At 71.8% G+C, this 20892-nt stretch carries 17 protein-coding genes and 1 pseudogene; 9 read left to right on the top strand and 9 right to left on the bottom strand.

Features of this window, described 5'->3' with window-relative positions; genetic code table 11:
* The first annotated feature begins 19 nt into the window (after nt 1-19).
* The 6 genes from QM591_RS04060 to QM591_RS04035 are packed head-to-tail and all read left to right on the top strand — an operon-like array spanning nt 20 to nt 7201.
* Nucleotides 20-1618, top strand: a complete 1599-nt coding sequence (locus tag QM591_RS04060; protein ID WP_415129867.1) for a sugar ABC transporter ATP-binding protein — start codon at nt 20-22, stop codon at nt 1616-1618.
* Entirely contained in the window at nt 1615-2646 is a 1032-nt protein-coding gene (locus QM591_RS04055) for an ABC transporter permease (RefSeq protein ID WP_067166758.1), read from the top strand. Before QM591_RS04060 ends, QM591_RS04055 begins: the two co-directional genes overlap by 4 nt.
* A 41-nt stretch (nt 2647-2687) precedes the next feature.
* Nucleotides 2688-3674 (top strand): ABC transporter permease subunit, encoded by a 987-nt coding sequence (locus QM591_RS04050; protein ID WP_415129921.1) that lies wholly within the window; start codon nt 2688-2690, stop codon nt 3672-3674.
* Between the two features lie 53 nt (nt 3675-3727).
* The gene (locus QM591_RS04045; RefSeq protein ID WP_415129864.1) at nt 3728-5305 is read left to right on the top strand and encodes a sugar ABC transporter ATP-binding protein; all 1578 of its coding nucleotides are present in this window, start codon (nt 3728-3730) and stop codon (nt 5303-5305) included.
* Entirely contained in the window at nt 5302-6315 is a 1014-nt protein-coding gene (locus QM591_RS04040; protein ID WP_415129862.1) for a LacI family DNA-binding transcriptional regulator, read from the top strand. The genes QM591_RS04045 and QM591_RS04040 overlap by 4 nt, the downstream gene beginning before the upstream one ends.
* Before the next feature lie 40 nt (nt 6316-6355).
* The gene (locus QM591_RS04035; protein WP_415129860.1) at nt 6356-7201 is read left to right on the top strand and encodes an NAD-dependent epimerase/dehydratase family protein; all 846 of its coding nucleotides are present in this window, start codon (nt 6356-6358) and stop codon (nt 7199-7201) included.
* A 59-nt stretch (nt 7202-7260) separates the two neighbouring features.
* On the opposite strand, the gene QM591_RS04030 is transcribed toward QM591_RS04035, so the two are convergent.
* The gene (locus tag QM591_RS04030; protein ID WP_415129858.1) at nt 7261-8040 is read right to left on the bottom strand and encodes a substrate-binding domain-containing protein; all 780 of its coding nucleotides are present in this window, start codon (nt 8038-8040) and stop codon (nt 7261-7263) included.
* A 77-nt stretch (nt 8041-8117) separates the two neighbouring features.
* On the opposite strand from QM591_RS04030, the pseudogene QM591_RS04025 reads away from it, so the two are divergent.
* Nucleotides 8118-8186: pseudogene (locus QM591_RS04025) on the top strand (hypothetical protein); the annotation flags it as partial.
* A gap of 19 nt (nt 8187-8205) precedes the next feature.
* On the opposite strand, the gene QM591_RS04020 reads toward QM591_RS04025, so the two are convergent.
* The 6 genes from QM591_RS04020 to QM591_RS03995 all read right to left on the bottom strand — a co-directional run bounded on the left by QM591_RS04020 (nt 8206) and on the right by QM591_RS03995 (nt 17179).
* Nucleotides 8206-9240 carry a zinc-binding dehydrogenase gene (locus tag QM591_RS04020; RefSeq protein WP_415129856.1) on the bottom strand — a complete coding sequence of 345 codons (1035 nt, stop codon included), beginning with the start codon at nt 9238-9240 and terminating at the stop codon, nt 8206-8208.
* 78 nt (nt 9241-9318) lie between these two features.
* Complete coding sequence (locus tag QM591_RS04015) at nt 9319-10161, bottom strand: sulfurtransferase (RefSeq protein WP_415129854.1); 843 nt, start codon at nt 10159-10161, stop codon at nt 9319-9321.
* A gap of 55 nt (nt 10162-10216) precedes the next feature.
* Nucleotides 10217-13051 (bottom strand): ABC transporter permease, encoded by a 2835-nt coding sequence (locus tag QM591_RS04010; RefSeq protein WP_415129852.1) that lies wholly within the window; start codon nt 13049-13051, stop codon nt 10217-10219.
* The gene (locus QM591_RS04005; protein WP_415129850.1) at nt 13048-15855 is read right to left on the bottom strand and encodes an FtsX-like permease family protein; all 2808 of its coding nucleotides are present in this window, start codon (nt 15853-15855) and stop codon (nt 13048-13050) included. Before QM591_RS04005 ends, QM591_RS04010 begins: the two co-directional genes overlap by 4 nt.
* Nucleotides 15852-16571, bottom strand: coding sequence for an ABC transporter ATP-binding protein (locus tag QM591_RS04000; RefSeq protein WP_415129848.1), 720 nt, complete (start codon nt 16569-16571; stop codon nt 15852-15854). The genes QM591_RS04005 and QM591_RS04000 overlap by 4 nt, the downstream gene beginning before the upstream one ends.
* Nucleotides 16568-17179 (bottom strand): PadR family transcriptional regulator, encoded by a 612-nt coding sequence (locus tag QM591_RS03995; RefSeq protein WP_415129846.1) that lies wholly within the window; start codon nt 17177-17179, stop codon nt 16568-16570. Before QM591_RS03995 ends, QM591_RS04000 begins: the two co-directional genes overlap by 4 nt.
* 149 nt (nt 17180-17328) lie before the next feature.
* On the opposite strand from QM591_RS03995, the gene QM591_RS03990 reads away from it, so the two are divergent.
* Nucleotides 17329-17922, top strand: a complete 594-nt coding sequence (locus QM591_RS03990) for a DUF1992 domain-containing protein (protein ID WP_415129844.1) — start codon at nt 17329-17331, stop codon at nt 17920-17922.
* Nucleotides 17923-17950: 28 nt separating this feature from the next.
* Here QM591_RS03990 and QM591_RS03985 read toward each other — a convergent pair whose 3' ends face one another.
* Together QM591_RS03985 and QM591_RS03980 are read right to left on the bottom strand one after the other, a co-directional pair.
* Nucleotides 17951-19108 (bottom strand): cystathionine gamma-synthase, encoded by a 1158-nt coding sequence (locus QM591_RS03985; RefSeq protein WP_415129842.1) that lies wholly within the window; start codon nt 19106-19108, stop codon nt 17951-17953.
* On the bottom strand, nt 19105-20163 hold the full coding sequence (locus QM591_RS03980; RefSeq protein ID WP_415129840.1) for a pyridoxal-phosphate dependent enzyme: 1059 nt from the start codon (nt 20161-20163) through the stop codon (nt 19105-19107). Before QM591_RS03980 ends, QM591_RS03985 begins: the two co-directional genes overlap by 4 nt.
* Before the next feature lie 209 nt (nt 20164-20372).
* Between QM591_RS03980 and QM591_RS03975 the strand changes: the two genes are divergently transcribed.
* Entirely contained in the window at nt 20373-20885 is a 513-nt protein-coding gene (locus QM591_RS03975; RefSeq protein ID WP_415129838.1) for a DUF4395 domain-containing protein, read from the top strand.
* Nucleotides 20886-20892: the final 7 nt, after the last annotated feature.

The raw sequence follows: 20892 nt of genomic DNA, 5'->3' as shown, positions 1-20892 counted from the left end.
CCCACGTTAGGAAACACCCATGGTCGACACCCCGCCCGCCGTCGTCGAGATGCGCGGGATCACGGTCGAGTTCCCCGGCGTCAAAGCCCTCGACGGGGTGGACGTCACCCTCCGCGCGGGTGAGGTCCACACCCTCATGGGAGAGAACGGCGCCGGCAAGTCCACCCTCATCAAAGCGCTGACGGGCGTCTACCGAGTCAGCGCCGGCACCATCACGGTGCGCGGCGAGAAGCGCGTCTTCCGCTCCACGGCCGATGCCCAGGCCGCCGGGATCTCCACCGTGTACCAAGAGGTCAACCTCTGCACCAACCTGTCGGTCGGCGAGAACGTCATGCTGGGGCACGAGGTGCGCCGCGCCGGCGGCATCGACTGGCGCGCGACGCATCGCGAAGCCGCGCGCCACCTTCAGTCCCTGGGCGTGGAGATCGACACCCACTCCACCCTCGGCACGCACTCGATCGCGCTCCAGCAGCTCGTGGCGATCAGCCGCGCGATGGTGACCGACGCGAGCGTGCTCGTGCTCGACGAGCCCACCTCCAGCCTCGACCGGGGCGAGGTGGAGCAGTTGTTCGCGGTCGTCCGCGACCTCCGCGACCGCGGGGTGGCGATCCTGTTCGTCACCCACTTCCTCGACCAGGTCTATGAGATCTCCGATCGGCTGACCGTGCTCCGCAACGGACGCCTCGTGAGCGAGCACCTGGCCGCCGAGCTTCCCCGCGGCGAGCTGATCGCGAAGATGATCGGCCGCGAGCTCGACGAGCTCGATGCGATCTCCCGCGCCGCCGACCGCGAGATCGACAGGTCCGGCGCCCCGGTCCTCCGCGCCGTCGGCGTCGGCAAGAAGGGCGTCCTGGAGCCGGTGGACGTCGACGTCTATGACGGCGAGGTCGTCGGGATCGCGGGACTGCTGGGGTCGGGCCGCACCGAGCTCGTCCGCCTCCTCTACGGCGCCGACCGCGCCGACACCGGCGAGACCGAGGTGCGCGGCGCTCCGGCCCGCATCACGACGCCGCGCGCGGCGATCGACCGCCGCATCGCCTTCTCCTCCGAGGACCGCCGCGCGGAGGGCATCATCGGCGACCTCACCGTCGCCGAGAACATGGTGCTGGGCCTGCAGGCGCAGCGTGGCGCGCTCCGCAAGATCGGCAAGGCGGAGCAGGACGCGATCGTCGACGAGTACATCACCGCGCTCGGCATCCGTCCGGCGAACCCCCACGCACTGCTGCGGAACCTCTCCGGCGGCAACCAGCAGAAAGTGCTGCTGGCGCGGTGGCTCGCGACGGCCCCGCAGCTGCTGATCCTCGACGAGCCCACCCGCGGCATCGACGTCGGCGCGAAGGCGGACATCCAGCGAAAGGTCGCCGAGCTGTCGGCCCAGGGTCTGGCCGTCGTGTTCATCTCGTCGGAGCTGGAAGAGGTCGTCCGCATCTCCCAGCGCATCGCCGTGATGCGAGACCGTCGTAAGATCAGCGAACTCGACTCGGCCGGCATTCACGTCGACGACCTCGTGGCCGTGATCGCACAGGAGTCGCCCACCGCCAGCCCCCTCGCCCCCGAGACGGCGTCGTCTCGGGACGACACCCCCCGCTCCCTCGAGAACCCGGAGTCCGCGGCATGAAAGCCCTCGTCACGCATCGGCTGTTCTGGCCGATCGTCGCCCTCCTCGCCCTCATCGTCATCAACACGATCGCGCGGCCGAGCTTCATCTCCGTGACCGTCCAGAACGGACAGCTCTACGGTCCGCTCATCGACATCCTCCGCAACAGCGCGCCGCTCATGCTGGTGGCCCTCGGGATGACGATCGTGATCGCCACGCGCGGGATCGACCTCTCCGTCGGGGCCATCATGGCCGTCTCCGGCGCTGTGGCCCTCACCTTCATCTCCGGCTCGGACGATCCGAACGGACTGCCGACGGTGATCATCGCGGTCCTCCTCGGCGTCGGCGTCGCGCTCGTGCTGGGAGTGTGGAACGGGTTCCTCGTGGCGGTCGTGGGGATTCAGCCGATCATCGCGACCCTCGTCCTGATGCTCGCGGGACGCGGGGTGGCCCTGCTGATCACCGGCGGCTTCATCACCACGATCAACAGCGAGCCATACAAGTTCATGGCCCAGGGCTATGTCTTCGGACTCCCCTTCGCGTTCTACGTGTCGCTCTTCGCGATCGCGGTCGTGGCGCTCCTGGAACGGCGAACCGCGCTCGGCGTCCTCACCGAGGCGGTCGGGATCAACCCTGAGGCCAGCCGCCTCGCCGGCGTCCGCTCCCGCGGCATCATCTGGGGCGCCTACGCCGCCAGCGGCCTGCTGGCGGGCTTCGCCGGGATCCTCTACAGCTCCAACATCATGGCCGCCGACGCCAATGCCGCCGGTCTCTACATCGAGCTCGACGCGATCCTGGCCGTCGTCCTGGGCGGCACCTCGCTCATGGGCGGGAAGTTCTCCATCGCCGGCACGGTGGTCGGAGTCTTCACGATCCAGACCCTCAAGTCGACGATCACCTTCCTCGGGGTCCCGCCCGCGGTGAGCCCGCTGTTCCTCGCGATCGTCGTGGTCGTCGTCGTGCTGGTGCAGTCGCCCCGCACCCGCGGACACCTCGGCAAGCTCATCCCCTCCCTCTCCCGCTCCGACTCGAAGGCGGTGGCCTCGTGAGCACCCTGACCGCAGCTCCCGCGACAGAGACCACGGGGGCGATGGATGTCATCCGTCGCTTCCGCCGCCGGCACGCCTCATGGCTGCCCGTGTTCGCCGCCGTCGTGATCTTCATCGCGATGCTCGTCGGCGCCCAGGCCTACTTCGGCAACTTCCTCACGCCGCGGGTGCTCTCCGCACTCCTGCTCGACAACGCGTACCTGCTGATCCTGGCCGTCGGGATGACGTTCGTGATCCTCACCGGGGGCATCGACCTCTCCGTCGGCGCGGTCATGGCCTTCACCGGGATGATGGGGGCGAGTCTGCTGAGCCAAGGACTTCCCACCGCCCTCGTCGTTCCCCTCATGATCGTGCTGGGGGCGGGGATGGGGCTCGTCGTCGGCGTGCTCGTGCAGTTCTTCGACGTGCAGCCCTTCATCGCCTCGCTCGCGGCGATGTTCGCCGCCCGCGGCCTCGCGTTCATGGTCAGCCTGTCGTCCGTGAAGGTCGAGGACCCCGCGATCCTCTGGCTCCAGTCGACCCGCCTGCAAGCGGCGCCGGGCACCTTCTACATCACCCCGACCGGCATCATCGCCCTGCTCGTGGTGCTCACCGGCATCCTCGTGCTGCAGTACACGCGGTTCGGACGCACCGTCTACGCGATCGGCGGCAACGAGCAGTCCGCGCGCCTCATGGGCCTGCCGGTCGTGCGCACCAAGCTCCTCGTGTACGTCATCAGCGGCGTGTGCGCGGGCCTCGCGGGCGTCGTCTTCACCGCCTACACCGGTGCCGCCTACCCCCTCACCGGCGTCGGCACCGAGCTCGACACGATCGCCGCGGTGGTCATCGGCGGCACGCTCCTCTCCGGCGGCAGCGGCTTCGTCCTCGGCTCGATGATCGGGGTGTTCGTCTACGGCACGATCAAGACGGTCATCTCCTTCCTCGGCGCCGAACAGTCCTGGACGCGCATCATCATCGGCGCGATCCTGCTCGTGTTCGTGGTCATGCAGCGCGTGATCGTGACCCGCACCGCGACCAACCGACGGTGATCGCGCCCCGGCGCTCCCGTGCGGGAGGGTCGGGGCCGGGCATGATGGTCTCCATGGATCCGCGAGCGCACGAGGGCGACGGCGCCCCCGCCGCTCCGCCGCGCCCGGCGGCATCGGCCGACCCCGTCGTGGAGATCACGGGCGCCACGGTGCGGTTCGGCGCCGAGACAGTGCTGGACGGCGTCGACTTTCGCCTCCTCCCCGGCGAGGTCCACTCGCTCATGGGCGAGAACGGCGCGGGGAAGTCCACCCTCATCAAGGCCCTCACGGGGGCGCTCCCCCTCGACGAGGGGACCATCCGCGTCGCCGGGCAGGAGACGCGGTTCCCCTCGCCCGCCGCCGCCATCGCCGCGGGGATCGGCACGGTGTACCAGGAGATCGACCTGCTCCCCAACCTCACGGTGGCCGAGAACATCTGCCTCGGGCGCGAACCGCGCCGGTTCGGCGCGCTGGACTGGCGCACGATGAACCGCCGGGCTGCCGAGGCGCTGCAGGCGTTGGGCCTGGACGTCGATCCTCAGTCGGTGCTCGGAACGCACTCGCTCGCAGTGCAGCAGCTGGTCGCGATCGCGCGCGCCACCTCGACCGACGTCAGGATGCTCGTGCTCGACGAGCCCACCTCGAGCCTCGATCTCGACGAGGTCGCCGAGCTCTTCCGCGTCATGCGCGAACTGACCGAACGCGGCGTCGCGATCCTCTTCATCTCGCACTTCCTCGACCAGGTGTACGAGGTCAGCGACCGCATCACGGTCCTGCGCGGCGGGCGCCTCGTGGGAGAGTACGTGCCCACGGAGCTGCTGCGCGTGGGTCTTGTGGAGAAGATGCTCGGGCGCACCAGCGAAGAGCTCACGGTCATCGACCGCCCGGACTTCCCCGCGGGCGCCACGGTTCCCGTGCTGGATGCGACGGGGATCACCCGCGTGGCGGTGGGCCGCGGGATCGCCGAGGCCGACGTGCATGTCGCCGAAGGGGAAGTGCTGGGCCTTGCCGGACTCCTCGGCTCGGGTCGCACGGAGCTCGCGCGCGCGCTCACCGGAGTCGACCGCCTCGACACCGGCTCCCTCGCCGTCGGCGGACGTCCGGCCGAGCTGACCTCGCCACGACGGGCGATCGCCCTCGGGGTCGTCTACTCGTCGGAGAACCGGCGCACCGAGGGGATCATCGGGGGCCTCAGCGTGCAGGAGAACATCACCCTGGCGCTGCAGGCAGAGCGCGGCATCGTGCATCGCCTCGGCAACGCGCGGCGCCGCGAGCTCGCCCAGAGCTGGATCGAGGCGCTCGACATCCGCCCCGCCGACCCCGATCGCCTCGCCGGCACCCTCTCCGGTGGAAACCAGCAGAAGGTGCTGCTGGCGCGCCTGCTCGCCCTCTCCCCCCGCGTGCTGGTCCTCGACGAGCCCACGCGCGGGATCGACGTGGGCGCCAAAGTGGAAATCCAGCGGCTGGTCGGGGAGCTCGCCGACAACGGCCTCTCGGTCGTGTTCATCTCCGCCGAGCTCGACGAGGTGCTGCGGGTCTCCCACCGGATCGCCGTGCTCCGCGGCGGGCGCATCGTCGACACGATCCCCGCCGAGCAGCTGACCCCCGACGCCCTCCTCGCCCTCGTGGTGCAGCCGGAGGAGGCCTCGTGAGCGAGGAGCGCGGGACCAAGTCCGCGAACATCTTCGACGTCGCGCGGCTGGCCGGCGTCTCGCACCAGACGGTCTCCCGCGTGCTGAACGACCTCCCCAACGTGCGCCCGGCCACCCGCGCCCGCGTGGAGCAGGCGATCGCCCAGCTCCGCTACAGTCCGTCGCCCGCCGCGCGCGCTCTCGTCACGCGCCGCACCCGCACGATCGGTCTCGTCACGCCCAACACCGCCGACTTCGGGCCGGCGTCGATCGCGATGCACTTCAATGTCGCGGCCCGCGCCGAGCGCTACTCCGTCGATGCCGTCACCTCGCCCGGTCCGGATCCGGTGGCCGTCCGCACCGCGATCGAGGGGCTGCTGCGCCAGCGGGTGGACGCCATCGTCCTGATCGTCAACGACATCGGCGTGCTCGAGGTCGTGCGGGGGCTGGAGCTGAGTCTTCCCGTGGTCGCGGCGGCGGCGACACCGCGACGACACCCCCACCTCGTCTCGATCGACCAGTACCGCGGAGCGCGCGCGGCCGTCCGCCACCTCGCGGAGCTCGGCCACACCCGCATCCACCACCTCGCGGGTCCGGCGAGCAACCCCGACGCCCTCGAGCGCATCCGAGGGTGGCGCGACGAACTGGCCGCGCGCGGTCTTCCCGCCGTCGATCCCCGGCACGGAGACTGGTCGGCGGCGAGCGGGCACGAGATCGGCACGACGCTGGAGGTGACCTCCGGATCGGCGGTGTTCGCCGCGAACGACCACATGGCGATCGGACTCGTCTCGGCCCTTCGCAGCCGGGGACTGCAGGTGCCCGACGACGTGAGTGTCGTCGGTTTCGACGACGTCCCGGAGGCCCCCTACCTGTTGCCTCCCCTGACGACCGTCCGACAGGACTTCCGGGCGCTCGGCGAGCTGATCATGCAGAAAGTGCTGGTCGCCGTCGAGGAGCCCGACCAGCTCACCGAGGACACTCCCCTGGCCACCCACCTCATCGTGCGCGACTCGACACGTCCTCCCTCCTGACGAGGTGTCACTCCCCCGCCGGAGGTGACAGGCTGGGGGCATGCGCATCGCCGTCACCGGGTCGTCCGGAAAGCTGGGAACCGTCGTCGTCCGAGAGCTCACCGAGGCAGGTCACGAGGTGATCGGCCTCGACACCGTCGGCCCCCGCGGAGCCGGATTCGTCCAGGTCGACCTCACCGACTACGGGCAGGTGATCGACGCCCTCACGGCGGTCGGCGATCGCCACGACGGCTTCGACGCCCTCGTGCACCTCGCCGCGATCCCCGCTCCCGGCATCCGGCCCGACGTGGAGACCTTCCGCAACAACATCCTCAGCACCTTCCACGTCTTCTGGGCCGCGATCCGCCTCGGGATGACGCGGATCGTCTACGCCTCCAGCGAGACGGTGCAGGGGCTTCCCTTCGATGTGCCGCCGCCCTACATCCCGGTCGACGAGGACTATCCGGCCCGGCCCGAGTCGGTCTACTCCCTCGTCAAGCATCTGGAAGAGACGATGGCGATCGAGCTCGTGCGCTGGCATCCCGAGGTCTCGATCACCGCGCTGCGGTTCTCCAACGTCATGATCCCCGCCGACTACGCGGAGTTCCCCTCGTTCGACGCCGACCCTCGGCAGCGCAAGTGGAACCTGTGGAGCTACATCGACGCCCGCGACGGCGCGCAGGCCGTGCAGCGGGCGCTGGAGAGCGCGCCGGCCGGATTCGACCACTTCCTCATCGCGGCCGCCGACACCGTCATGTCCCGGCCCAATGCCGAGCTCGTGACCGAGGTGTTCCCGGGCGTCGAGGTGCGGGGCGACCTCGGCGTGCACGACTCACTCTTCTCCACCGCGAAGGCGCAGCGACTCCTCGGCTACCGGCCGACGCGCTCGTGGCGCGACGAGGTCTGACCCTCCCCCGTCCCTCCTGACCTGCCCGCTCCATGGAGACGGGCCTCGAGGGCGCGAGGTCAGCGACGGGCGATCGTGGAACCGCGGATCACGAGGCGCACCGGCACGTGGCTGACACCGTTCCCCGTGTCGATCCCGTCGATCGCGTCGAAGACGCGCTGGGCGGCGAGGCGTCCGAGTTGCTGCAGATTGGCGTCGACGCTCGTGAGCTCGGGACGGGAGCCGGTGGACAGCACCTCCCAGTTGTCGTAGCCCACGACCGCGAGATCGTCGGGCACGCGGCGACCGAGATCCCGAGCGGTGTCCAGCACACCGCGGGCGAGCTGATCGGATCCGCAGAAGATGCCGTCGATCTCGGGATGACGGTCCAGCAGCAGGGCGGCGGCATCGCGCCCCCAGTGCTCCGACCACTCCGAGAACATGGGATCGCCCACGAGCTCCAGTCCGGCATCGGCGAGGGCGGCCCGCGCCCCCGCGAGCCGGTCTTGCGCGGCGGCGTAGGCCGGGTCGCCCGAGATGTGCGCGATACGGGTGCGGCCGCAGGCGAGGAGGTGCTCGATCGCCATGCGGCCTCCCGCCTCGTTGTCCGGGGTCAGCGAGAGGTCTCGGGGATCGTCGGACGGAGCGTAGGCGTACACGACCGGCACCGGCAGCTCCTGCCCGAGCGACGGGCGAGGGTCGGTCTGCCGCCCGACGACGATGATGCCGTCGACCCGGCGGCTCAGCAGCGCCTTGAGGTGGTGCTGCTCGCGGATCGCGTCGCCACGGGCGTCGCAGAGGAAGACGTTGACCTGGCCGGCCCCGAAGGCGTCTTCGGCCCCCATGAGGATCGGGAGCATGAACCGGCCTTCGAGGTCGCTCGTGGCCGTACGGGGGCAGTGCCCCGCGGACGAGCGGCCCCGCGGCCCCGGCCGCGCTCATCCCGTACCACGAGTGGGCAGAACGCGGACCGTCGACGATGCGGGTGTGGCTGCCGGTCTCGTGATCGGATCGAGGGCGGCTCGTCAGGGCCGCAGGAGCACCTTCAGCGATTCGCGCGCGTCCATGAGCCGGTAGCCCTCGGCGGCCTCGGACAGCGGGAGCTCGGTGTCGAAGACGGCACCCGGGTCCACCGAGCCGTCGAGCACGCCCGGGAGGAGCCGATCGATCCAGGCACGGACGGGCGCGACGCCGCCGGTGACGGTCACGTTGCGGACGAACTGGTCCCGACCGATCGGCCCCGTGCGGTACTGCGGAACCCCGACGCGGCTCACGCGGCCCCCGTCGCGGACGACGCCCATCGCCTGCTCGAACGCGGGGAGGTGCCCCACCGCGTCGATCACGACGTGGGTGCCGTCGCCGCCGGTGAGCGAGCGCACGGCGTCCACGCCCTCCTCGCCCCGCGCCGCGACGACGTCGGTCGCCCCGTACCGCCGGCCGAGATCGGTGCGCGCCTCGTGCCGGCCCATGAGGATGATGCGCTCGGCGCCCAGCTGTCGCGCCGAGAGCACCGCGAGCAGCCCCACGGCGCCGTCGCCGATGACGGTGACGGTGGTCTCCGCAGAGACCCCGCCGGTGACGGCCGCATGCCAGCCGGTGCCGTAGACGTCGCTGAGGGTGAGCAGGCCCGGCATCCGCTCGTCGTCTTCGGCGACGTCGACGCGCACGAGGGTGCCGTCGGCCAGCGGCGCACGCCGGTACTCGGCCTGCGCGCCGCCGGTGTGCTGCGGACCGCCGAGCCCTCCGATCCGGCACGAGGTCTGCAGTCCCGCGCGACAGAAGTCGCACACGCCGCACGACCACACGAAGGGCACGATCACGACGTCGCCCGGAGCGACGGTGGCGACCTCCGACCCCACCTCTTCGACGACGGCGACCATCTCGTGCCCCATCGACTGCCCCGCCTCGGTCGGCCGCAGGGAGTGGTACGGATGCAGGTCGCTGCCGCAGACGCACGCGACGACCGTCCGCAGCAGGGCGTCGGTCGGCTCCTCGATCGCAGGATCGGGGACCTCGATCACCCGGACGTCTCCGGGCCCGTACATGTAGGCGGCTCTCATCCCTCCAGTCTGCCCCCGCGGCGCTCCCGCCCGTCGCACTCGCCCGTGCGGAGCCCCGCTCAGGTCGGAGGGAGGGGGTCAGGACGTGGCGAGGGGGCGGTCGGGATGGTTCGACCACTGACTCCACGAACCGACGTACAGCGCGGGGGTGAATCCGGCGACGGTGAGAGCGAGGGCAGCGTGGGATGCCGAGACGCCCGATCCGCAGTAGACCCCGATCGGCTGGGACGGGTCGGCGCCGTTCGCCTCGACGATGGCCGCGAACCTCTCGCGCAGCTCCGCCGCACCCCGCAGCCGACCGTCGGGACCGATGCTGTCGGCGGTCGGCGCGTTGAGGGCTCCCGGGATGTGGCCGGCCCGCGGATCCATCGGCTCGACCTCGCCACGGTACCGCTCGGGCGCGCGCACGTCGAGCAGCAGGCCGCGATCGGGCTGGGCGGCGGCGGCGTCCATCGACAACTGCGGCAGCTGGCCCGGACGGAGCGTCACCGTGCCCCGCGCCGGCACCTGGCCCGGGCCGGACTCGAGACCCAGCCCCGCCGCGCGCCACGCCGCCAGTCCCCCGTCGAGCACGCGCGCGTCGATGCCTGCATCCCGGAGCATCCACCAGGCTCGCGCCGCGCCGTAGGACATCCAGTCGTCGTAGACCACCACCGTGTCGCCGTCATCGATGCCCCAGCCCCGCACCGTGTCCGCGAAGACGCCGGCATCCGGCAGTGGGTGGCGCCCGTCGGTGGGCAACCCGTGGGCGGCGAGGTCGTCGTCGAGACTCACGTACAGCGCCGACGGGATGTGCCCGTCCTCGTAGGCCGCGCGGCCGTCGGGGGCGTCCAGGCGCCAGCGCACGTCGAGGGCGACGGGACGGCGGTCGCCGCCGAGCTCGCGAGCCAGTTCTTCCGGAGTGACGAGGAGGTCGGTCATGCCTCGACGCTACGCCCTCCATGGCGACGACGACCGCGCCCTCGTCGCGCCGGCCTCAGGCGATGGCGGTCCGCCGTGTGAGGTCGGGACGGCGGGGCGGCACGAGCCACGACACCGCGGCGATCACCACGGGAAGCCCGACGCCCAGGAACACGAGCCATCCCCAGGGCATGTCGGAGAAGAGCGGCGGGTTCGACATGGTCGCCGACGCCATGCTCACGCCCCAGACGGGGAGTACTCCGGCGGAGACACCCGTCACCATCCCGATGCCCGCGACGATCACCGCCTGCCAGCCCGCGATGCCGCGGCGAAGCACGGACGATCCCCCGACCGCGGCCAGGGTGGCGTCGTCCGGACGACGCTCGACGCGGGCGAGCCCGAGCGCGACCGCCGAGGCGGCCACCACCAGCACGGCGGTGACCCCGACCACCAGGACGAGCCACAGCGCCGCGTCGGGCGGCCCGTCCTCGTACCGGGCCGAGACGTTGAGGGCGCGGGAGTCGAGGGCTGCCGCGTCGCGCCAGACGGCGTCGCGCGCCGTGTTCGCGGGCGGTTCCGCGTAAGCGGCCACCACCTGCCAGGGGCCGCCGTCGACGACCACTCCGGCGCGTTCGGCGGCGGCGGGGGAGATCAGCACGCTTCGTTCGCGATGCCGTCCGTCGTCGAGCACGATCGCAGGAACCCGCGTGGTAGCGGCGGGCCGGAGATCGTCGCGCTCCCATGCGCCGTCGGCGTCGGCGACGGTGAGCTTGTTCAGGACGAGGACGTCGTCGGATGTCGCATACGACCGGTCCAGGAGCACCGCTCCCCCCGCCCGGTAGGCCTCGCGCTGCGCGGACGTGAGGGGCCGGCCCACGACGGTGTCGATCTCGTCGGCGGCGACGACGGCGAGCGCCCAGCCTCCCTGCACGAACGACTGGGCCTTCGTGAGGCACTCGCCCTGCACGACGTCGTCGCACGAGACATAACGCTGGACCTGCGGCAGCACCGTCGTCGCGTCGCTGTTGGTGACGAGTTTCCCGCTCGCGTCGTACACGCGCGGGTCGAGTGGCAGCCAGAGCGTGCCGATCGAGGTGGGATCCGTCGCGGAGGCCACTTCTCGGGCTCGGGCCTCGGTCGCTCTGATGTCGGCGGCACTGAGCGGCTCGACGCCCGGCTCTGCACCGATCCACCCGTAGACCGACAGCGTTCCCACCGGCGCCCCGTACCACCAGCCTCGCTCCTGCTGCGCACCGACCACGGCGAGCGAGCCGAGCGAGACCGACGCCAGGAACGCGCAGGCCGCGATCGCCGCGAAGGCGGGCACGATCCGACCCGGATGCGCGGCGGCGTCGCGCCCGGCAAGCCGCGGCGCCAGGCCGATCCGGGACAGCACGCGCGCCAGTTGCGCGATGATCCAGTGCCCCGCGAGCATCACGCCGACCTGCAGGAAGAGCGGCCCGAGGATGATGCCCCAGATGCAGAGGATCCGCCGGGCATCGTTCTGATCGACATACTTCTCGGCGTTGATCGCCGCGAGCCACAGCCCCGCGATCGCGGTGATCGCGACACCGGTGACGAGGAGCAGGGTGCCCCACAGCGGCCGGTCGGCGCGCACGCGCACAGGTTTGCGTGAGCCCCGGAGCGCGGCGATCACCTCCCCGCGCGTGGCGGCGCGGGCGGGCACGACTGCGGCGATCGTCCCCACGATCGTCGCGAACGCGACCACAGCCGCCAGGAGCGGCCACGGCACGTGCACGCCCCAGAAGCTCGCCGCGGCGCCGTCGTCGAACAGGTGCAGCGCGAGCACGCCCAGGCCGATCCCGGCACCGGCTCCGATCGTCCCGCCCGCCAGCCCCAGGACGGTGCCCTGCAGCAGCACGATGCGGAAGACGTCGCCGCGCGTCGCTCCGACGCTCGCCGCGACGGCGAGGGCGTGCTCCTGCCTCCTGGCGCTCACCGAGAACGCCGCTCCCGCCAGGAGCACGATGAGATAGCCCGCGAACGCCGCGACGGCCGACAACACGGCCAGGATCGACCACGGGAGGGCCTCGGCGCCACCCGGCGCGGCCCGCGCTCCGGGGTCGGCGACCAGGCTCCGGTCGAACACGATGACGCCCGCCCGATTGAGGGTCTCGACGTCGGCCGACGTCATGATCCGGGCCGGCAGGTACCACCGCGTGAGCATCGCATCGCTCTGCAGGGCGCGGTTCTCCGCGGTGCCCGGCAGGAAGACGACCTCCCGGGCGTCGGGGTCTTCGGCGCGACTGAGCACGCCGACGATCGTGTAGCGCGCGGCCGGCTCCCGAAGCGTCAGGGTGTCCCCCACCGACGCACCCAGTCGTTCGAGGGCACCCGGTGACACGACGACCTCGGTCGGCGCCGTCGCCGCACGGCCCTCGTGCAGGTCGAATCGTCCGCGGAGCGCCTCGGCCCCGGCGTCGCCGATGACCGCCGCCACCGGCGCAATGCCTCCGGCCGTCTCGGCGGTGACGTCTCCCTCGCCGATCTCGATCACCTCGGCCGGCCCGGAGTCACCGTCTGTGAGGAGGCGGACCGGATCGTCGACCGGGGGCCGCGGCTCGTGGACGGGCTGCCCGTCGTCCGATCGGTCGATCTGCCACCACTCGGGCTGATCGAGGTACTGCTGGAGCGACGGATCGGGACCGTTCACGATCGCCAGCCATGCCTGCGCGCGCCCGAGCTGGGCTTCGATGCGCTCCGCGGTGGTCGGCTGGCGTCCGTCGACGTAGACGAGGGCCGCGGTCACCACCGCCATCGGCAGGACGATGAGCGTCAGGACGAGGAGGCTGGAGCTCCAGCCGTGGAGCGTCTGCCGCCCCGCCAACCGCAGGCTCGCGATCAGGCGCGCGACCGGGGAACGCGAGCCCTCGTCGCCGGGGGCATTCACGCGATGGCCGTCCGCCGCGTGAGGTCGGGACGGCGAGGCGGCACGAGCCAGTTGACCGCCGCGACCACGAGCGAGAGTCCCGCCACGAGGACCAGGAGCAGCACCCACGGGACGTCCGCGATCAGCAGCTCGCGCCCCACCTGGGCCTGCGACTGCAGGATGAAGCCGATCGGCGGGAGCACTCCCGCGGCCGCTCCGGCCACCATGCCGAACCCGACGATCACCAGACCCTGCCAGAACGCGATCCGGCGGCGGAGCGCCGTAGTGCCCCCGACGGCGGACAGAGTCGCGTCATCCGGCCTCCGCTCGAAACGGGCGAGCCCCAGCGCGACGGCGCTGGCTCCGACGACGAGCACGGCCATCACGATCAGGAGGGGGACGATCCACACGGCCGCTTCGACGGGGCCGGGCTCGATCCACACCGACGCGGCGGCGATGTCGGTGCGCAGGGTCTCGCCGAGCGCCATGAGACGGTCGCGCTGGTCGGTCGTGGGCGGGGCGGAGAAGGCGCCGTACACGACGGCGGCCTGGCTCTGGATCCCGAGCTTCTCGGCGGTCTGCGGCGAGAGGGCGACCGCGACCGGCTGGTGCGGCGCATCGACCGTCAGCGCGTCGACCGTCTTCGACCATTGCGCCGGGTCTGGCTCCTGCCCCGGCCACGGCCGGAAGACGTTGCTCGGCGCCGTCCCGTCCTGCCACTGCCGCTCGGTCCACGCTGCAACCTCGATCGTGCCGTCGGTGAGGAGGTCGGGCACCGCGACCACGGCCGCGCCCCCCTCGTAGGCGGCGCGCTGGCTCGCGGTGAGCGTCAGCCCCATCACGGTGGGGAGGTCGTCGGCGTCCAGGACCGTGAGGTTGTTCCTCGGGTCCTGCAGTTCGCTCTGCCACGAGAATCCCTGCGGGCTCTCGGGATCGAGGAGATGCCGCTCCGGTGTGAGTGCGACGGCGCGCAGCTGGTCGCCGGGGATCTCCGCTTCGGGATTCGAGTCGGACGTGCTCTGACGCCAGGCCACCGCCGACTCCGATGCGCCCACTTCGGCGAACATCTCCGCCGTCGCGCGGGCGGCCTCGTTCGCCTGGGCGACGGTGAGGGGCTCGGGGCCTGTCGAGTAGAGCGTGCCGATCGCGGTGCCCACGGGGGCGCTGTAGCTGTACGTGCGCGCGGACTGCGCCGTGGTGACGGCCACCATGCTCACGGCGAAGACCCCGACGAACACCGTCGCCCCGATCGAGGCGAACGCCGGGACGGTGCGGGCGCCGTTGGCCACGGCGTCGCGCGTGGCGATCCGCGCCGCAAGCCCCAGTCGCGACAGCGTGCGCGAGGTCAGCCACAGGAGCCATCGTCCCGACAGCACGAAACCGAGCTGCGCGAGGATCGGGCCGCCGATGATGCCGGCGATGGGAAGCCACCGCAGCGCCGAGTCGTAGGCGACGCCGTCGTTGAAGGTCATCGCCGCCGCCGAGAGGCCCGAGACGATCGTGATGCCGATCCCGACCACGATCATGAGCGAGCCCCACAGCGGGCGGGCCGCGGTCAGCTTCTGCGGACGGCGCGCCCCGCGCAGGGCCCGGAGCGCGTCGGAGCGAGCCACCTCCCGCGCCGGAGCGAGCGCCGAGACCGTCCCCACGATCACGGCGAACACCAGCACGCATCCCAGCAGCCACCACGGCACGTGGAAGCCCCAGAACATCGTCGCCGAGCCGTTGCCGATCACCCCCATGAGCGAGGCCGCCCCGCCGATGCCGAGGGCCACACCGATCAGCCCGCCCACGGCTCCCAGCACCGTGCCCTGGAGGCGCACGACCCGCCCGAGGTCGCGCGCATCGGCACCGACGCTCGCGGCGATCGCCAGCGCGCGCTGCTGGCGACGCGCGCTCACCGCGAACGCCGCTCCCGCGAGCATGACGACCATGTAGCCGGCCGCCGCCGCAGCGGCCGCCATCATTCCCGTGATCGAGAACCACAACTGCAGATCGCGCTGCGCCGGGTCCATCGTGCCCCACCCCTCCACCTGGAAGGGGGGCGGGTCGAGCACGACCTCGCGGGAGAACGCGACGATCCCCGCCTCATTGAGCTTCTGCACGTCGGCCCACGACAGGGCGAGGTCGGGCAAGTACCACTTGGTGTTCCCGGCGAAGAGCTCCGGGTCGCTCAACACGACGGCGGACTGCGCATCCGCCGCGACGGCGATGTCGATGACGCCGGAGACGGTGTACTCCGCCTCGTCGAGCGAGATCTGGCCCCCTACGCGGGTGCCGGCCCGCTCGAGCGTCGCGGCGGTCACCAGGACCTCTCGGTCGTTCTCAGGCGCCCGACCGGAGACCAGGGTGAACCGCCCCTCGAGAGCCGGGTCGGTCACGGCACCGGCCCACGCGTCGACCATCGTGGCGCCCGCCACGGTCGCCATCCTCACCTGGCCCGAGGAGACCTCGATCGTGCGGGTGCCTGCGGGAAGCGCCGCGAGCGGATCGGTCGGGATCTCGCCGGGGGGCTGCGGCACCGAGCCCTCGGCCTGCCCTCCGTATCCGCTCCACTCCGGCTCGGTCGGCGACTGCCAGAAGTCGGCGTCCGGCACTCCCGCAGGCTTCACCCATGCCTGCGCGGCCCCCAGTTCCACCTTCGCTCGCTCGGCCGGGGTCGCCATCGTGCTGGAGACGAGGACCGCCGCCCCCGAGAGCCCCGCGATGGGAAGCACCACGAGCGAGACGATCAGCAGACTCGACACCCACGTGCGACGGACCTGCCGCGAGGCCAGACGGGCCGCGACGCGCCAGCGCGCGCCGCGGGAGGTGGCACCGCTCATCGCGGGGTGCCGGCGAGGAGGGCGTCGGCGTCGGAGCGCTGCGACTCGTCGATGATCCGCCCGTCTCGGAGGAACACGATCCGGTCGGCCCACGCCGCGTGGCGGGCCTCGTGGGTGACGAGGATCCCCGCCGCCCCCTGATCCACACGCGAGCGGAGCATCTTCATGACCGCCTCGCCGGTGACCGAGTCGAGCGCGCCGGTGGGCTCGTCGGCGAGGATCAGCCGGCGCCCGCCCACGACCGCCCGGGCGATCGCGACCCGCTGCTGCTGACCGCCGGAGAGATCGTCGGGGTAGGAGTCGAACTTGGCGTCGAGTCCCACCGAGGAGAGCGCATCCCGACCCGCACGGCGCGCCACCCGGGCTCGGAAGCCGTCGAGCTCCAAGGGCAACGTGACGTTCTCGAGCGCCGTGAGGGTCGGGATGAGATTGAAGTCCTGGAACACGAAGCCCAGGGAGCGGCGGCGCAGCTGCGCGAGCTGGCGCGGCGTGGCGGTGGAGAGGTACGTGCCTTCCACGACCACCTCGCCCGTCGTCGGCCGCTGGAGGCCTCCGGCGATGGAGAGCAGGGTCGACTTGCCCGATCCGGAGGCTCCCATGATGGCGACGAGCTCGCCCTTCTCGACCGAGAGGTCGACGCCCGAGAGCGCGGAGACGCTCGTGGCACCCTCGCCGTACTGCTGGGTCACGCCGATGAGCTGCAGCACGGCGCTCATGCCGAGACCTCCTGCGTCGTGTCGGCCTTGGCCGGTCGCCCCCGCTTGGGGCGGTCGGTGGACAGCTCGAGCGCCATCGCGTGGCGCGGGTGCGCGTGCAGGCGCTGCTCGGTGTGGTCGAGCCAGCGCACCTCGGCCTCGGCCGCGAAGATCATCGAGTCGACGACGAGCGACCACGCCAGCTCTTCGGGCCCGTCGGGGTTGGCCCCCGCGTACTTGGCGCGGTTGAGCTCCTGGAGCTGGCGGAGCGAGGCGCGCCGCTGGGTCTGGATCACCTCGGCCACATCGACGCCCGGGAGCGTCGCGGCCACGGCGAGCTTGATCGCCAGCTCGTCGCGCGTCCCCTGCGTCCGTTCCACGGGCGAGGCGAGCCACTGGGTCACCTCGGCGGAACCGGCGTCGGTGATCTCCCAGTACACGTGGCCCTGCTCGTCGACATCACCCTTGCGGACGAGGCCGTCGCGCTCGAGGCGGTCGAGGGTGTTGTAGATCTGCCCGACGTTGAGGGGCCAGGTCGACCCCGTCCGCCGGTCGAACTCCGCGCGCAGCTGGTAGCCGTAGCACGGCCCCTGGTCGAGGATCGCCAAGAGGCTCTGTCTCACCGACATGGGTTCTCCTGCCCGCTCGTCGGCAGACCCGCCCCGGGTGGATGGATCTGCATACCGAGTATGTGTTTACCGAGTATATACATGCCTGGTATCGCCACGGCAACGCGCGTGGCGACCGTGACGCCCCCGCGCCCTCGTAGGCTGGGGAGATGGCCGAGGACCCGCGGCTCGATGCCGCCCGTTACCGGGCGATGCAGGCTGCGCGCGAACACGGGTTCGACGGCGAGCCGGAGGATTCGTCGCCCACGGCGACGGCCGACACGGCGCGCACCGCCGCCACCCCGGGGCCGAGCGAACGCGCGATGTACGTGGAGTCGGCGATCCAGCAGGCGATCCGCCGCGGTGACTTCGACGACCTGCCGGGGTACGGCAAGCCGCTCGAAGGCCTCGGCGATCACCATGACCCCGATTGGTGGATCCGCCGGAAGATCCAGACCGAGAAGCTCACCGGGCTCGGTCCCCCCGCTCTCCAGCTGCGCGTCGAACACGCCGAGTTCGAGGACCGCGTCGACGCACTGCGACGGGAGCGGGAGGTGCGCGAGTACGTCGCCGACTTCAATCGCCGCATCATCGAGGCGCGGCGGCAGCTCTTGGGCGGTCCGCCCGTCGTGACCCCGATGCGGGACGAGGACGCCGAGGTCGCCGCGTGGCACCATCGGCGTCAGGCGCGAGCAGCGGCAGCGGCATCTGCCGCCGAGACGGAGCCGCCCCGCCCGCGACGCCGCTGGTGGCGGCGCGGCTGATCAGGCGGGGCGGCTCCCGTCCGCCCGCTCAGCGCGCGAGGGCCGCCTCGACGTCGGCGAGCAGGTCGTCGACGTCCTCGATCCCCACCGACAGGCGCACGACCTCCACGGGGACGGCGGCCTCGGTGCCCCGCACCGAGGCGTGCGTCATCGCGTCGGGGTAGTTCACGAGAGACTCGACGCCGCCCAGCGACTCGGCGAGCTGGAACAGCCTCGTCGACTCGGCGAACCGCCGCGCCGCCTCCCCCGATTCCAGAGCCACCGAGACGATGCCGCCGAATCCCCGCATCTGCCGGGCCGCGATCTCGTGGCCGGGGTGGGACGAAAGTCCCGGATAGTAGACGCGCGCGACCCGCTCCTGTCCCTCGAGGAAAGCCGCCACGGCGGCGGCGTTCTCGCTGTGACGCTGCATCCGCAGCGCGAGCGTCTTGATCCCGCGGGTCGTGAGCCAGGCATCGAGCGGTCCCGAGACGGCTCCAGCCGCGTACTGCAGGAAGCCGATGCGCTCCGCGAGTGCATCGTCGTCGAGCACCAGGGCACCGCCGACCACGTCGGAGTGCCCGCCGAGGTACTTCGTGGTCGAGTGCACGACGACGTCGGCACCGAGGGCGAGGGGCTGCTGCAGCGCCGGCGTCGCGAACGTGTTGTCGACGACGACGAGCGCGCCGGCATCGTGTCCGACAGCGGCCAGATCGGCGATGTCGGTGACCCGCAGGAGCGGATTGGACGGCGTCTCCACCCACAGGATCCGCGGTGCGCGTTCGGCGACGGCCGCGCGGACGGCCTCGGCGTCGCTCATGTCGACGACCCGCAGCCGCACGCCCCACGGGCCGAGGATGCGGGAGATGAGGCGGTGCGTGCCGCCGTACACGTCGTTTCCGAGCAGCACCTCGTCGCCCGGCTGCAGCACGGCGCGCAGCAGAGCGTCTTCCGCCGCCAGTCCCGACGCGAACGAGAACGCGTGGGCGCCGCCCTCGATCGCGGCCAACTGGACCTGGAGCGCCGTGCGTGTCGGGTTGCCGCTGCGGCCGTACTCGTATCCCTGCCGGAGTCCGCCGATGCCGTCTTGCGCGTAGGTCGTGGAGAAGTGGACGGGCGGGATCACGGCGCCCGTGGCGGCGTCGGCGTCCTGCCCGGCGTGGACGGCGAGGCTGGCGAAGCCGCGGGCGGCATCGGAGGCGGTCATGCGGGACTCCCGGAGGTCGAGGAAACAGAGGTCGAGGAAACAGAGGTCGAGGAAACAGAGGCGAACGGAGGAGCAGGGGTCGTGGCGGCCGCGTCGACGACGGCATCGTGTCCGCGCTCCCTCAGCCATTGGTCGTCGAAGATCTTGGTGAGGTATCCGCGTCCGTGGTCGGGGAGGACCACCACCACGACCGCCTCGGCGGGAAGATCCCGCGCGACGCGGAGCGCCGCGGCGACCGCCATGCCCGAGGAACCGCCGACGAGGAGCCCCTCCTCCCGCGCCAGTCGGCGGGTCATCGCGAACGACTCGGCATCGCCGACCCGTTCGTAGCGATCGACGACGGCGGGGTCGAAGGTGGCGGGCCAGAAGTCCTCCCCCACGCCCTCGACCGCATAGCCGTGTAGCGGACCCCCGGAGTAGATCGAGCCCTCCGGGTCGGCACCCACGACGACGACTCTCCCGTCCGACTGCTCCTTGAGGTACCGGCCGGTGCCGGAGATGGTGCCTCCCGTGCCGATTCCGGCGACGAGATGGCTCACGAGACCATCGGTGTCGTCCCAGATCTCGGGGCCTGTGGTCTCGTAATGACCGCGCGGCCCGTGCAGGTTTCCGAACTGGTTGGGCTTGAACGCCCCGGGGATCTCCCGCGCGAGCCGGTCGGACACGCTGTAGTAGGAGTCCGGGTGCTCGGGGGGCACGCTCGTGGGCGTCATGACCACCTCGGCGCCGTAGGCGCGGAGGACGGCCACCTTCTCGCCGGCGAACTTGTCGGGAACGACGAACACCATGCGGTAACCGCGTTGCAGGGCCACGAGGGCGAGACCGACGCCCGTGTTGCCGCTGGTGGGCTCGACGATCGTGCCGCCGGGGCGGAGGAGCCCGTCGCGTTCGGCGGCGTCGATGATACGGGCGGCGATGCGGTCCTTCGCGGAGCCGCCCGGGTTGAAGTACTCCACCTTGGCGAGCACGGTGGCCGCGATGCCGTCGGTCACGCGACCGAGGCGGACGAGAGGGGTGTGGCCGACGAGATCGGCGATGTGCGATGCGTAACGCATGGAGAGAGTCCTGAGGGTGTGGCCGTGCGCGCAGAGGCACGGCGGTTGTCGGGGTCGTCGAAGGCGCGCGCGAGCGCTCAGCGACAACAGCGACAAGTCAGGGACACGCCAACACAGTAACCCGTGGTGGGCGGTACGGCAAACGCGGCTCCGTGTCGCCGTATGACGAGAGCGGCGCGACGCGCGGGGTCTTCGCCTACCGTGACGACATGTCTTCCGATTCGCCCGCCCGGCCCGCGCCGATCGACCCACGCGGCCCGAGGTTCGCCGCGACGCTCACGAGTGTGCTCCTGTTGGCGGGCACGTTCTTCGCGCTGCAGAGCGCCGCATCCTCCGTCGGGGCGACCGCGGCCGTACGCGCGGCCGACCCCGGGTTCATCGTGCTCGCGATCGCGGCCGCACTGTTCGTCTGGGGGGTCGCCTCTCCCTCGACGGCACCCTGGGGAGTGCTGTTCCGCACGCTCGTGCGCCCGCGCCTTGCCCCGCCCACGGATCTCGAAGATCCGCGTCCCCCGCGCTTCGCGCAACTGGTCGGGCTCGTGGTCGTCTCGACGGGGCTCGTGCTCCACCTCGCAGGAGTGCCCTGGGCGCTGCCGATCGCGGGTGGACTGGCCTTCGCGGCGGCGTTCCTCAACGCGGCGTTCGGGGTGTGCCTGGGCTGCCTCCTCTACCTCGGGCTCGCCCGGGTCGGCGTGCTCCGCCCCCGCGGCGGACTCGCGTGAGGGCGTC

The organism is Microbacterium sp., assembly GCF_047607225.1.
GTDB lineage: Bacteria > Actinomycetota > Actinomycetes > Actinomycetales > Microbacteriaceae > Microbacterium.
Note: the sequence above shows the minus strand (reverse complement) of the source record. Positions and strands in the feature narration are given on the sequence as shown.

Bases quoted from the DNA above. Each gene is read 5' to 3' on its own strand.
- QM591_RS04060 (WP_415129867.1), top strand. From the start codon at position 20: ATGGTCGACACCCCGCCCGCCGTCGTCGAGATGCGCGGGATCACGGTC.
- QM591_RS04055 (WP_067166758.1), top strand. From the start codon at position 1,615: ATGAAAGCCCTCGTCACGCATCGGCTGTTCTGGCCGATCGTCGCCCTC.
- QM591_RS04050 (WP_415129921.1), top strand. From the start codon at position 2,688: ATGGATGTCATCCGTCGCTTCCGCCGCCGGCACGCCTCATGGCTGCCC.
- QM591_RS04045 (WP_415129864.1), top strand. From the start codon at position 3,728: ATGGATCCGCGAGCGCACGAGGGCGACGGCGCCCCCGCCGCTCCGCCG.
- QM591_RS04035 (WP_415129860.1), top strand. From the start codon at position 6,356: ATGCGCATCGCCGTCACCGGGTCGTCCGGAAAGCTGGGAACCGTCGTC.
- QM591_RS04030 (WP_415129858.1), bottom strand. From the start codon at position 8,040: ATGCTCCCGATCCTCATGGGGGCCGAAGACGCCTTCGGGGCCGGCCAG.
- QM591_RS04020 (WP_415129856.1), bottom strand. From the start codon at position 9,240: ATGAGAGCCGCCTACATGTACGGGCCCGGAGACGTCCGGGTGATCGAG.
- QM591_RS04015 (WP_415129854.1), bottom strand. From the start codon at position 10,161: ATGACCGACCTCCTCGTCACTCCGGAAGAACTGGCTCGCGAGCTCGGC.
- QM591_RS04005 (WP_415129850.1), bottom strand. From the start codon at position 15,855: ATGAGCGGTGCCACCTCCCGCGGCGCGCGCTGGCGCGTCGCGGCCCGT.
- QM591_RS04000 (WP_415129848.1), bottom strand. From the start codon at position 16,571: ATGAGCGCCGTGCTGCAGCTCATCGGCGTGACCCAGCAGTACGGCGAG.
- QM591_RS03995 (WP_415129846.1), bottom strand. From the start codon at position 17,179: ATGTCGGTGAGACAGAGCCTCTTGGCGATCCTCGACCAGGGGCCGTGC.
- QM591_RS03990 (WP_415129844.1), top strand. From the start codon at position 17,329: ATGGCCGAGGACCCGCGGCTCGATGCCGCCCGTTACCGGGCGATGCAG.
- QM591_RS03985 (WP_415129842.1), bottom strand. From the start codon at position 19,108: ATGACCGCCTCCGATGCCGCCCGCGGCTTCGCCAGCCTCGCCGTCCAC.
- QM591_RS03980 (WP_415129840.1), bottom strand. From the start codon at position 20,163: ATGCGTTACGCATCGCACATCGCCGATCTCGTCGGCCACACCCCTCTC.
- QM591_RS03975 (WP_415129838.1), top strand. From the start codon at position 20,373: ATGTCTTCCGATTCGCCCGCCCGGCCCGCGCCGATCGACCCACGCGGC.